The 12,542-nt window shown below is 64.3% G+C and carries 12 protein-coding genes and 1 pseudogene; 9 read left to right on the top strand and 4 right to left on the bottom strand.

Features of this window, described 5'->3' with window-relative positions; translation table 11 throughout:
• From IVB47_RS31060 to IVB47_RS31045, 4 genes are all read right to left on the bottom strand, one after another.
• Positions 1 to 215 (bottom strand): alpha/beta fold hydrolase (locus IVB47_RS31060; protein ID WP_247467178.1); only part of this gene is annotated, 215 nt, incomplete at its 3' end.
• 10 nt (positions 216 to 225) lie between these two features.
• The gene (locus tag IVB47_RS31055; protein WP_247467175.1) at positions 226 to 1,776 is read right to left on the bottom strand and encodes a wax ester/triacylglycerol synthase family O-acyltransferase; all 1,551 of its coding nucleotides are present in this window, start codon (positions 1,774 to 1,776) and stop codon (positions 226 to 228) included.
• A gap of 46 nt (positions 1,777 to 1,822) precedes the next feature.
• The gene (locus IVB47_RS31050; protein ID WP_247467172.1) at positions 1,823 to 2,623 is read right to left on the bottom strand and encodes an alpha/beta hydrolase; all 801 of its coding nucleotides are present in this window, start codon (positions 2,621 to 2,623) and stop codon (positions 1,823 to 1,825) included.
• Positions 2,623 to 2,880: a DUF6489 family protein gene (locus IVB47_RS31045; protein ID WP_007593837.1), complete on the bottom strand. Its 258-nt coding sequence runs from the start codon at positions 2,878 to 2,880 to the stop codon at positions 2,623 to 2,625. Before IVB47_RS31045 ends, IVB47_RS31050 begins: the two co-directional genes overlap by 1 nt.
• A gap of 305 nt (positions 2,881 to 3,185) precedes the next feature.
• Here IVB47_RS31045 and IVB47_RS31040 point away from each other — a divergent pair, with 305 nt between their 5' ends.
• The 9 genes and pseudogenes from IVB47_RS31040 to IVB47_RS31000 all read left to right on the top strand — a co-directional run.
• Positions 3,186 to 4,784 carry an ABC transporter substrate-binding protein gene (locus IVB47_RS31040; protein ID WP_027568897.1) on the top strand — a complete coding sequence of 533 codons (1,599 nt, stop codon included), beginning with the start codon at positions 3,186 to 3,188 and terminating at the stop codon, positions 4,782 to 4,784.
• 101 nt (positions 4,785 to 4,885) lie between these two features.
• Positions 4,886 to 5,866 (top strand): ABC transporter permease, encoded by a 981-nt coding sequence (locus IVB47_RS31035; RefSeq protein ID WP_027568896.1) that lies wholly within the window; start codon positions 4,886 to 4,888, stop codon positions 5,864 to 5,866.
• Positions 5,867 to 6,835 (top strand): ABC transporter permease, encoded by a 969-nt coding sequence (locus tag IVB47_RS31030; protein WP_106942637.1) that lies wholly within the window; start codon positions 5,867 to 5,869, stop codon positions 6,833 to 6,835.
• A 13-nt stretch (positions 6,836 to 6,848) separates the two neighbouring features.
• Entirely contained in the window at positions 6,849 to 7,835 is a 987-nt protein-coding gene (locus IVB47_RS31025) for an ABC transporter ATP-binding protein (protein WP_247467169.1), read from the top strand.
• Positions 7,832 to 8,821, top strand: coding sequence for an oligopeptide/dipeptide ABC transporter ATP-binding protein (locus IVB47_RS31020; protein WP_247467166.1), 990 nt, complete (start codon positions 7,832 to 7,834; stop codon positions 8,819 to 8,821). Before IVB47_RS31025 ends, IVB47_RS31020 begins: the two co-directional genes overlap by 4 nt.
• An 81-nt stretch (positions 8,822 to 8,902) precedes the next feature.
• On the top strand, positions 8,903 to 10,708 hold the full coding sequence (locus tag IVB47_RS31015) for a gamma-glutamyltransferase family protein (RefSeq protein ID WP_247467162.1): 1,806 nt from the start codon (positions 8,903 to 8,905) through the stop codon (positions 10,706 to 10,708).
• A gap of 9 nt (positions 10,709 to 10,717) precedes the next feature.
• Positions 10,718 to 11,428, top strand: coding sequence for a DUF1028 domain-containing protein (locus IVB47_RS31010; RefSeq protein ID WP_027568891.1), 711 nt, complete (start codon positions 10,718 to 10,720; stop codon positions 11,426 to 11,428).
• Complete coding sequence (locus tag IVB47_RS31005) at positions 11,425 to 12,414, top strand: ABC transporter ATP-binding protein (RefSeq protein WP_247467159.1); 990 nt, start codon at positions 11,425 to 11,427, stop codon at positions 12,412 to 12,414. Before IVB47_RS31010 ends, IVB47_RS31005 begins: the two co-directional genes overlap by 4 nt.
• A pseudogene (locus tag IVB47_RS31000) lies at positions 12,414 to 12,542 on the top strand (peptide ABC transporter substrate-binding protein); the annotation flags it as partial. The gene IVB47_RS31005 and the pseudogene IVB47_RS31000, both read left to right, overlap by 1 nt.

The raw sequence follows: 12,542 nt of genomic DNA, 5'->3' as shown, positions 1-12,542 counted from the left end.
GGCCGGTCGGTCGCGCCGTAGCCGCGCTGATCCGGCGCGATCACGCGGATACCGGCCTCGCTGAGCGCCTTGATTTGGTGGCGCCAGGAAAATGCGAGTTCGGGCCAGCCATGGCACAGCACCATCGGCGGCTTGTCTGTGACCGGGCCCGCCTCATAGTAGCCCATGCGGATTCCGTTCGTCTGCACGAACTTGAGCGGCGGCATTTCAATCATCGGAACATTCCTACTCAGCGGCGCCCTTGATGTCCGCAGCGGGCAAAGCATAGGACGCCTCCAGCGCGGCGAATTCTTCCGGCAGCATGTCGCACATCACCTGCACGTGCGGAATGATGTTGGCGCCGACGATGAAGCCGAAATCGAGTTGGTCGCGATAGCTCTGCACTGTGATGTTGAGCGCCTGTCCGTGTGTCGAGATCGACACCGGGAAGATGTGCAACAGCTCCGCGCCCGCGGCGTACAGCGTCTGCCGCGGCCCCGGCACGTTGGACACCGTGATGTTCGCAGCCGGCGGCAGCACATTCGACAAATCGGAGCGGCTGTAGAGCAGCGCCATGATCTGCACGACGATCGGCGCGCCCAGCATCGAGATATTGGAGATCTGCGGCATCAGCGCCCGCAGCGGATGCGACATCTCCTTGGACTTGGTCGATTGCGCGATAATGGCTTCCAGGCGCGCCTTGGGATCGTCGATGTTGGTCGCGATCGAGCAGATCATGCCGAACACCTGGTTGTTGGCCTCGGTATTGCCTTCCTCGCGCAGCGAGATCGGCACGGCAGCGGTCAGGGACTTCGCCGGCAGCGTTCCGTGTTGCTGGAGGTAGCGCCGGACCACGCCGGAGGCGAGCGCCAGCACGACGTCGTTGAGCTTGCCGCCGGCCTGCTTGGCCAGCGCCTTGGATCGCGACAGCGAAATCGAGACGCCGGCGAAGCTGCGCTCGGACGAGATCGATTTGTTGAGCATGGTCGGCGGCGACACCATGCTGGCAAGGCTCTCGCGCGATTTTGGATCAGATATCTTGCCGAGCACGTCCGAGACGCTCTTGACCATGGTCGGGATGTTACCGGCAAAGCGCACCGCGCTCTCGATCTGGTACATCGCATTGTCGAACAGGATCGAGCCGATGTCGCTCTTGCCGGTGCGCGGCAGTTGCAGGTTCTTCGCGGCGGCCGATACATCGAGCGGCTGGGTGAAGAGCTGCTGGTAGGAATCGACCAGGTTCGCTGCGATGTCGCGCGGCTCCTGCCCGGGCTTCGCTCCCGCGGTCGGCGGATCGACCTTCCGCGGGATCGGCGAGATATCGTAGATCATGTTGGTCAGCGCCGCACCGGCGCCGCCGTCGATGGCGGCATGATGCATCTTCGAATAAAGCCCGACCTCATTGTCCTTCATGCCCTCGAACACGTAGAACTCCCAGAGCGGGCGGGCGCGGTTCAGGAGCTTGGCGTGCATCCAGCCCACGATGCGTTCGAGCGTGGCGCGGTCGCGCGGCTGCGGCAGGCTGGCGCGGAAGATGTGACGGTCGATGTCGAACTGGTCGTCCTCCACCCAGGAGGGATGATCGATGTCGAGCGGCGCCTTCTCCAGCCGCGCTTTGAGGATCGGTGCGATGTGCAGGCGCGAGACGATCATTGCCTTGAAATCTTCGAAGAAGTCGCCCTTGTAGTCGTCCGGCAGGCGAAAGATCGCCATGCTCCCGACATGCATCGGCATCTCCGGCGTTTCCAGATAGAGAAACGACGCGTCCAGCGACGACAGCTTCTTACCGTCAGCCATAGTTCCCTCCCGAGTATTTGACGGGCACCTTAGGCGGCGCTTCTCGTCAGGCCGATACTGCCTGTTCCGGCGGGGCATATGCAATGGCAAACGGCCCTGCCCTGTCAAATGGCCAGAACTCCCCCTCCGGTTGCGCAAGGCGGTCCGCCACGGCCCATAGCGCTGCGGGATTCACCCCAAGCCCGATATGGCTCGCCAGGTGCACCTCGATGTTCTCGGCGCGGTCGGAGGGACGCAGCAGGCAGGTTCGCCAGTTCACGATGCCGTCGGCGCGCGAATAGATCGACGTCGTCGGCACCGGAAGATCGCCGGCGATCGCCTCACGCAGCTCGGCGAAATCCTCGACACGCTCGCCGGACATCATCTCGTAGAGCCGCGTCGCATTGGTCGCTCTTATGTCATTGGCAAAAGGGCTGCCGAGCGTGATGACATTGCGGACCAAGTCGGGCGCCTGCAGCGCGAGATCGCGTGCATAGACACCGCCGAGGCTCCAGCCGACCAGGCTGACCTTGCGTCCGCTCGCAGCATGGATTTCGGCGAGACGGGCGCGCAATGAATCCCGCATCCGTCCCAACCCGCCGAAATTGCGGCCCATCCGCCAAGCATGTGCCTCATAGCCGAGCTCGCTGAGATAGCGCCGCATCGGCGCCATCGAGAGGTCGCTGGCGAGGAAGCCAGGCAGCGCCAGCACCGGATGGCCATCGCCTTTGGGCGCCCGCATCAGGATCGGCGACAGCAGCAGGCTGGCGTTGAGTTCGAGCAACCCTCGGGCTTCGGCGAGCAGCAAAGCAAGGCCGGGCGGACGAAGCCGGCCTGGGGTCTGCGGCCCGTCCGGACCGGACGGCATTATTTCTTCTTGTCGCCGCTGCGCGTGCCGCCGAGGCCGGCCATGGTGACGAACATGTCCTGAAACCGCTCGGCAAGCTTGGGATCGAAGGTGAACCAGCTCTGGATCAGCGACTCCGGCGAGACCTTGTCGATGTTGCTCAAGACTTGCTGCTGCAGCTTGTCCATCACCGCCGTCTGCATCGGTGCCAGATCGGGCAATCCGATGAACTGACGGGCTTCGAGGGGGGTGCAGTCGATTTCGATATTAACCTTCATGTCCCCTCCAGATGAGATTCGAGCGCCCGGCCGCAGTATCGCCGCGAGACGGTGTGCAACGCAAGCGACCTGAGGCCGGTCGCGGCGCTCCGGCTTCCGCGATCGGCGGATATGGTCAATCAAAAACGCTGGCGTCCTCGCCCATCGGCCCGTCAATGTCGGTCAGCATTGCTGCACAGCGGTGCAACTTGGCGCGTTCCTTGCTGGAATGGCGCTTGCACGGGTCGAGAACTCTGGGCAACATGGTTCGATCAGCCCCGCCGAACAATCAAAAATGACGGTGCGGGCGAGTGGAGAGGTCAAGAATGTCAGTCGGACGAAGTCTGTTTGCGGCGACGCTCGCCAGTATGCTTGCGTTGGCGGTCTCGCCGGCGTGGAGCCAGACGCTGCGCTATGCCAACCAGGGTGAGCTCAAGTCGCTCGACCCGTACACGCTGAACGAGTCGACCACCAGTGCGCATCTCGGTCATGTCTATGAGGGCCTGGTTGCCCGCGGCAAGGACCTGAAGATCGTCCCGGCACTCGCCGAAAGCTGGGAGACGCCGGAGCCGACACGCTGGCGCTTTCACCTGCGCAAGGACGTCAAATTCCACAACGGCGACCCGTTCACTGCGGACGACGTGGTGTTCTCGGCCGAACGCGTGCGGGCGAAAGGTTCGAATTTCCAGAGCCGCGTTCCCGCCGATGCCAAGGTGGTCAAGATCGACGATTACACCGTCGATTTCATCCTGACCTCGCCCAATCCCATTCTGACGGCGCTGTGGGCGACCTGGTACATCATGGACAAGAAATGGGCAGAGGCGAACGATGCGGTGGCACCGACGCCCGCCGCCGCGACGACCCCGAGCTACGCCTCGCTCCATGAGAACGGCACCGGCGCCTTCACGATCGACAGCCATCAGCCGGGCGTGAAGACCGTCTTCAAGGCCAATCCGAACTGGTGGCGCAAGCCGGAACATAATCTGAAGGAGATCATCTTCACGCCGATCGCCAACCCCGCCACGCGTGTTGCGGCGCTGTTGTCCGGCGAGGTCGACGTGATCGAGCCGGTTCCGGTCCAGGACATCGAGCGCGTGAAAGCGAGTCCGAACGCCACCGTGCTGACGGGACCTGAACTCCGCACCATCTTTGTCGGCATGGATCAGGCGCGTGACGAGCTCTTGTACTCCAACGTCAAGGGCAAGAACCCATTCAAGGACGTTCGCGTCCGCGAAGCCGTCTACCGGGCAATCGACATCGACCTGATCAAGAATCGCGTCATGCGCGGACTGTCTACGCCGTCCGCATTGATGGTCGCACCAGAGATCTTTGCCTCGAAGGATTTCACCCGGCCGAAGCTCGATCCCGACGCCGCCAAGAAGCTCCTGGCTGACGCCGGCTATCCCGAGGGTTTCGAAGTCACGATGGACTGCCCCAACGATCGCTACGTCAATGACGCCGCGATATGTCAGGCGGTCGTCGGCATGCTCGCCCGCATCGGCCTCAAAGTGGAGCTGCTGGCGCAACCCAAGGCCCTGTATTTCGCCAAGGTGCTGAAGCCCGGCGGCTACAAGACTTCGCTGTTCATGCTGGGCTGGACCCCGGATACCCTCGACTCCCATAACGTGCTGCACGACATCATGGGCTGCCGGGACGATCCCAAGGATCCGAACCGCGGCGAAGCCAATCTCGCCGGCTATTGCAACAAGCAGTTCGATGAACTCGCCGACAAGGTTCTCGTGGAACCCGATACGGGCAAGCGCGATCTCCTGATCAAGCAGGCCTTCGAGGTCTCGATGAAGGACTGGGCCTACGTCCCGCTGCACCAGCAGGCGCTCGCCTGGGGCGTCTCGAAGAAGGTGAAGTTGACCCAGCGTGCGGACAACATGGTCATGCTCTACTGGGCGACCAAGCAGGACGAGTAGGCGTCGACAAGTTGTGAAGTCCCGGAAGCCCTGGCTTCCGGGACTTGCTGTTTCGGGCTAACGCAATGATGCGTGCCACTGAAGATATGTGAAAGGAACAGATGCTCGCTTTCACACTGCGCCGGGCCATTCAGGCCATTGGTGTCATGATCGCCGTCGGGATCATCTCCTTCTCGATGTTTCGTTTCGCCGGCGATCCCGTGAACCAGATGGTTGGGATGGACACGTCCGGCGCCGAACGCGCCGCTATCCGCAAATCGCTCGGCCTCGATGATCCCGTGATCGTGCAGTTCGGCCGCTATATCGGCAACGCTGCGCAGTTCAAGTTCGGCGTCTCCTACCAGTTCCGCCTGCCTGTCTCCAATCTTCTGATGGAGCGGATGCCCGCGACCCTGGAGCTCGCGATCTGCGCCACCATCTTCGCGATGCTCTGTGGCATCCTGATGGGCGTCTATTCGGCGCTTCGCCGCGACAGCTGGCTCACACACGCGTTCCAGGCTATCTCGCTGATCGGCATCTCGCTGCCGACCTTCCTGATCGGCATTCTCATGATCTACCTGTTCTCGGTGACGCTGGGTTGGCTGCCCTCGTTCGGGCGCGGCGACGTCGTGCATATCGGCTGGTGGACGACGGGTCTGCTGACGCTGTCAGGACTGAAGGCGCTGATCATGCCCTCGATCACGCTGGGTTTGTTCCAGATGACGCTGATCATGCGGCTGGTCCGCACCGAGATGCTCGAAGTCATGCGCACCGACTACATCCGCTTCGCCCGTGCCCGCGGCCTCACCACCCGCGCCATCCATTACGGTCATGCGCTGCGCAACACGATGATCCCGGTCATCACGGTGGCCGGCCTGCAATTTGGCTCGGTAATTGCATTTGCGATCATCACCGAGACCGTGTTCCAGTGGCCCGGCATGGGGTTGCTCTTCGTGCAGGCCGTGCAGAATGTCGATATCCCGATCATGGCGGCCTATCTGATGATGGTGTCCCTGATCTTCGTCACCATCAATCTCGTGGTTGATATCCTCTACACCATCGTCGATCCGCGGCTGCGCTCGACGATCAGCCGGGCACATTGAATGAGCGAAGCCGTCGTCCCGCACAAGGTCGAAGAACGCGGCCCGCGCGCCGACGCGCCGGGTTGGTTTAAACGCGCGCTCGACAGCGACCTGTTCTATTCATTTCGCCGCTCCAAAATCACCATGGTCGCAGCGGCGGTGACGCTGCTGTTCTTCCTGCTCGCGATCCTCGCCTCGGTGCTATCGGTCCAAAATCCCTTCGACCCGGCGCAGCTCCAGCTGATGAACTCGCGCATCTCGCCATTATGGACCTCAGACGGCCAGAGCCCGTTCCTGCTCGGCACCGACGAACAAGGCCGGGACGTATTGTCCGCGATTCTTTACGGCATGCGCATCTCGCTTCTCGTCGGCGTGCTCGGCGTCGTCTTCTCCGGCGCGATCGGCATCCTGCTCGGGCTGACGGCCGGTTATTTCGGCGGTGCCGTCGACGGGCTGATCATGCGCATCGCCGACGTGCAGCTTTCATTCCCGGCGATCCTGATCGCGCTGCTGATCAACGGCATCGCCAAATCGGTTTTCGGCAACAAGCTCGACGAGATGAGCATGCTGGCTGTCCTGGTCTTCGCGATCGGGTTGAGCTTCTGGGTGCAATATGCCCGCACCGTGCGCGGCTCCGTCATGGTCGAGAAGAACAAGGACTATGTCGCCGCCGCCCAGCTCATTGGCCTGCCCGCTCCGGTGATCATGTTGCGCCACGTGCTGCCGAACACGATGGGGCCGATTCTCGTCATCGCCACCATCAATCTCGCGCTCGCTATCATCACCGAAGCGACGCTATCGTTCCTCGGCTCGGGGATGCCCGAGACCATGCCATCGCTGGGCACGCTGATCCGCATCGGCAACAACTATCTGTTCGCGGGCGAATGGTGGATCGTCGCCTTCCCTGGAATCGCACTCGCGGCGCTGATCCTGTCGATCAATCTGCTCGGCGACTGGCTGCGCGATGCGCTTAACCCGAAACTCCGATGAGTATGCAGCGTTTATGACCGAGCCCGTTCTCTCCGTTCGTAATCTTCAGGTCGATTTCGCCTCCCGCCGGGGCACGCTGCGCGCGATCGATAATGTCTCCTTCGACATCGCCAAAGGTGAGGTGCTCGGCGTTGTCGGCGAATCCGGCGCCGGTAAATCGGTCACCGGACTCGCGGTCATTGGCCTGATCGATTCCCCGGGCCGCATCTCGGGCGGCGAGATCCGCCTCTCCGGCCTGCGCATCGACAATCTGCCGCCGGAAGAGATGCGCCGCGTGCGTGGAAAACGTATCGGCATGATCTTCCAGGACCCTCTCACCTCGCTCAATCCGCTGTACAAGATCGGCGACCAGCTCATCGAGACGATCAGAACGCATCTGAACCTGTCCGAGACCGCCGCCCGTCGCCGCGCCATCGACCTGCTCGCCGAAGTCGGGATCCCGGCTCCGGAAAAGCGCATCGACGGTTATCCGCATGAATTCTCCGGCGGCATGCGCCAGCGCGTGGTGATTGCGCTCGCGATCTGCGCCGAACCGGAGCTGATCATCGCCGACGAGCCGACCACCGCGCTCGACGTTTCCGTGCAAGCGCAAATCATCTCGCTCATCAAGCGTCTCGGCCGCGACCACGGCACTGCGGTGATGCTGGTGACCCACGACATGGGCGTGATCGCCGAGACCTCCGACCGGGTCGCGGTGATGTATGCCGGCCGCGTTGCCGAGATCGGTCCGGTGCAGGATGTCGTGCAGAAGGCGCTGCATCCTTACGCCAAGGGCTTGATGGGCGCGATCCCGACGCTCGCGGGCGACGACAAGCGCCTGGTGCAAATTCCCGGCTCGATGCCGCGATTGTCGGCGATTCCGCGCGGGTGCTCGTTCAATCCGCGCTGCGCGTTGGCGTTCGATCGCTGCCGTGTCGAGCGGCCGGAGCCGCTGCCACGGGGCGCGCAATCGGTCGCCTGCCATCTCTATGACAGCGTGCCGGCGGAGAGCGCGGCATGAGCACTCCCTTCGTCCAGGCCACGAATCTGCGCCGCGTCTTCGACGTCTCGAAACCCTGGCTCAACCGCATGCTTGAAGGCGGGCAGCTCGAATATCTCAAGGCCGTCGATGGCGTCACCTTCGACATCAGGAAGGGCGAGACCTTTGCACTGGTCGGCGAATCCGGCTCGGGCAAGACCACGGTGGCGCGGATGGTCGTCGGCTTGCTGCCGCCAAGCTCCGGCAACGTCTTGATCGACGGCATCTCGATGACCGATCCGCGGCAGGCCCAGGCGCGGCGGAAACTGCGCCGCCGCATCCAGATGATCTTTCAGGATCCCTATGCGAGCCTGAACCCACGCTTCCGGGTTGACGCCATCATCTCCGAGCCGATCCGCGCGTTCGACCTGATCGAGGGCGAGCGCGACATCCAGGCCCGGGTCGGCGAGTTGCTCAGCCTTGTCGGCCTGCATCCCGACGACAGGTTGAAATTTCCGCACGAATTCTCGGGCGGCCAGCGCCAGCGAATCGCGATTGCTCGCGCGCTCGCCTCCGACGCGGAGTTCATTGTCTGCGACGAGCCGACCTCCGCGCTCGACGTCTCCGTGCAGGCGCAGATCCTGAACCTGATGCGCGACCTCCAGGACAAGTTCGGCCTGACCTACATGTTCATCAGCCACAACCTCGCCGTGGTCCGCCACATGGCGACCCGCGTTGGCGTGATGTATCTCGGCCGCATCGTCGAGATCGCGGAAGGACGCGAGCTGTTCGCCCGTCCGCGCATGCCCTACACCAAGATGCTGCTCGGCGCCGTGCCCGATCTTGCCATGAGCGGCCGCCAGCGCATTCCCGTGAAGGGCGAGATCCCGAACCCGATCAATCCGCCGCCCGGGTGCGCCTTCAATCCGCGCTGCCCGCTGGCGTTCGATCTCTGCCGCAAGGAAGCACCAAGCCTGATCGACGGTGTCGCCTGCCACGCGGTCAACACCGCGCCGGTACCGGCGTGACGCGCGCGTGCCATGCAGCCTGCGCATTTGGCGGCGGCCTGGCCCTGTGATCAATTGCGCGCGCCGCAAATGAGGTAGTCCATGGCCAGCATCGTCAATCCCGATCCCTTCACGACACGCCCCGAGATCGAAGGCACCTTCGGGGTCGTCGCGACCACGCACTGGATCGCGACCGCTATCGGCATGGCCATCCTGGAAAAAGGCGGCAATGCCTTTGACGCCGGCGTCGCCACCGCTTTCACGCTCCAGGTGGTCGAGCCGCATCTGAACGGCCCCGGCGGCGACGTTCCGATCATCGTGCACGACGTGAAGCGCGGCCGCACCGAGGTGATCTGCGGTCAGGGTCCGGCACCGGCTCGCGCCACCATCGCGCATTACAAGAGCGAAGGCCTCGACATGGTGCCGGGCACCGGCCTGCTCGCAGCCTGCGTCCCCGGCACCTTCGAATCCTGGATGATGCTGCTTCGTGACTACGGCACGATGCGCGTGCGCGACGTGCTGGAGCCCGCGATCTCCTATGCGCGCGACGGTTATCCGCTGGTCGAGCGCGCCTGCGCCACGATCCAGACTGTCGAGCAATTATTCCGCAAGCATTGGCCGACGTCAGCCGCCGTCTATCTCCCGAACGGCGAAGTGCCAAAGCCCGGCACGCTCTTCGCCAACAAGACACTTGCGGCGACCTATGCGCGAATCCTGAGCGAAGCCGAAAGTGGCGGCGGCGGCCGCGATGCCGAGATCGAGCGCGCACGCAAGGCGTGGTCGCAGGGTTTCGTCGCGGAAGCCATCGACAGATTCTGCCGGACGCAGGAGGTGATGGACGTCAGCGGCTCGCCGCATCGCGGTGTGCTGTCGGCCGATGACATGGCGCGCTGGCAGCCGACCGTCGAGGCCCCGCTCACTTACGACTATGGCCGCTACACTGTCTGCAAGGCCGGGGTCTGGAGCCAAGGACCGGTGACGCTGCAGCAGCTCGCGCTGCTGAAGGGCTTTGCGCTCGATGGGCTGGACCCGACCGGGCCGGAATTCATCCATCTCCAGATCGAATGCGCCAAGCTCGCCTTCGCCGACCGCGAGAAATTCTACGGCGATCCCGAGTTCAGCGAGATTCCGATCGGAACGCTGCTGTCGGATGCCTATAACAACGAGCGCCGCAAGCTCGTCACCGACAAGGCCTCGCTCGATCTCCGGCCCGGTGCGATCGAGGGCTTTGGCGGCGTGATCAAGCTGCGCCGCGCCGAGGGCCAGCGCGAGGCTGTCGGCGCGCTCGGCGCCGGTGAACCGACGGTGGGCCGCTTCGGCGAGGTGCGCGGCGACACCGTGCATTTCGACATCATCGACAAGGCAGGCAACATGGTGTCGTCGACGCCATCCGGCGGCTGGCTGCAATCATCGCCGATCATTCCCGAGCTCGGCTTCTGCCTCGGCAGCCGCGCGCAGATGTTCGATCTGGAGGAGAACCAACCGAGCTCGCTCGCGCCCGGCAAGCGGCCGCGCACCACGCTGTCCCCCACCATGGCATTGCGCGACGGCGAGCCTTATCTCGCCTGGGGCTCGCCCGGCGGCGACCAGCAGGATCAGTGGATCACGCAGTTCTTCCTGCGGCACGTCCATTGCAACCTCAATCTCCAGGAAGCGATCGACGCCCCGGCCTGGCACTCCGAGCATTTCCCGATCTCGTTCTGGCCCCGCACCGCGCGCCCCGGCGTGCTCGTGGTCGAGAACCGCGTGCCGAAGGCGACGATCGAAAATCTTCGCGAACGCGGACATATCGTCGAGGTCGGACCGGACTGGTCGGAAGGCCGTCTCACCGCGGCCTCGCGCGTCGGTCCGCGTCGCCGCGCCGCCGCCAATCCACGCGGCATGCAGGGCTACGCCGCAGGGCGCTAAAGGCAGCACATGACCTGGTCGATCATCGCGCGCGATTCTGCTACCGGCCAGTTTGGCATCGCCGTTGCCACGCGCTTCTTCGCCGTCGGCGCGCGAGTGCCCTACATCGCTGCGGGCCTTGGCGCCATCGCGACGCAGGCCTTCGTCAATCCTTATTACGGCATCGACGGCGTCAAGCTGCTGCGTCAGGGTCTCAACGCGCACGACGCGCTGGCCGCCCTGCTCGCGACCGACGATGGCCGCGAGAGCCGCCAGATCCACATCATGGACGCCAGCGGCGCGATTGCCGCGCATACCGGGCGCGACTGCGTCGATTGGTGCGGACACATCGCGGGCAGCGGCTTCTCGATCGCCGGCAACATGCTCGCGGGCGCCGATGTGCTCGACGAGACCGCAAAGACCTATATCGCCAATGACAGCCTGCCGTTTCCGCGCCGCCTGCTCGCCGCGATGCGCGCGGGCGAAGCCGCTGGCGGCGACAAGCGCGGCAAGCAGTCCGCCGCGCTCCTGATCCACGGCGAGGAGGAATGGCCGGCATTGGACCTGCGCGCCGACGATCATCCCGATCCGCTCGGTGAGCTCGAGCGGCTCGAACGGGTCAGCCACGAGCTCTGGGTCCACTTCCGCGCCTCCATGCCGACGCGGCAGAACCCGGCCGGCAACACCGATCGCAGCGTCATCGACGCCAGCATTGCCGCAGCGCGCGCAAAACGCTCATGAACCCGAGCCCCCTCATCGAGATCAGCGATCTGCGCATTCGTTTTCACGGCGACGACGGCCGCGTCACCCATGCGGTCGACGGCGTCGATCTCAGCGTCGCCAATGGCGCGACGCTCGGCCTCGTCGGCGAATCCGGCTGCGGCAAGAGCGTGACGTCGCTGGCGATCATGGGCCTGCTGCCGAAGCAGAGCGCGGAAATCTCCGGCGCGATCCGCTTCGACGGTTTCGACCTGCTTAAGACGTCGGATCAGACGCTGCGCGACCTTCGCGGCAACCGGCTCGCGATGATCTTCCAGGAACCGATGACCTCGCTCAATCCGAGCTTCACGATCGGCGACCAGATCGTCGAGACGATTTTGCGCCACCGCGGCGGCTCGCGCAGGAGTGCGCGCGAGCGGGCGATCGATCTGCTGCGTCGCGTCCACATCCCCTCGCCCGAGCGGCGGATCGACGAATATCCGCACAAGCTCTCCGGCGGCATGCGCCAGCGCGTCATGATCGCGATGGCGCTGGCCTGCGACCCGCGGCTGCTGATCGCGGACGAGCCGACCACTGCCCTCGATGTCACCCTGCAGGCGCAGATCCTGGAGCTGATGCGCGAGTTGAAGGCGGCGAGCGGCGCCGCCATCATCCTGATCACCCATGATCTCGGCGTGGTCGCCGAAGTCTGCGACGAGGTCGCGGTAATGTATGCCGGTGAGATCGTCGAGCGCGCGGCGGTGGACGAGCTGTTCTCGGCGCCGCAACATCCCTACACCGTCGGCCTGCTCGGCTCGATCCCGCGGCTCGACCACCGCGCCGAACAGCTTGCCACGATCGAAGGCATGGTTCCGAACATGGCGCAGCCGCCCGCCGGCTGTCGCTTCGCCGCGCGCTGCCCCTTCGTGCTGGCTGCCTGCACCAAGGCGCCGCCGCCGCTGGTCGAGGTCAGTCCCGGCCACCTCTCGCGCTGCATCCGCGCGCCGCTCGAACGTCTGGTGTCGTGATGGCGCTGCTCGAGGTCGATGGTCTGGTCAAGCATTTCGTCGCCGAGCGTTCGCTGTTCGGCCGGGCGCTGGCGCATGTCAAAGCCGTCGATGGCGTTTCCTTCTCGCTCGATGCCGGCAGGACGCTG

The organism is Bradyrhizobium sp. 62, assembly GCF_023073035.1.
Lineage (GTDB): Bacteria > Pseudomonadota > Alphaproteobacteria > Rhizobiales > Xanthobacteraceae > Bradyrhizobium.
Note: the sequence above shows the minus strand (reverse complement) of the source record. Positions and strands in the feature narration are given on the sequence as shown.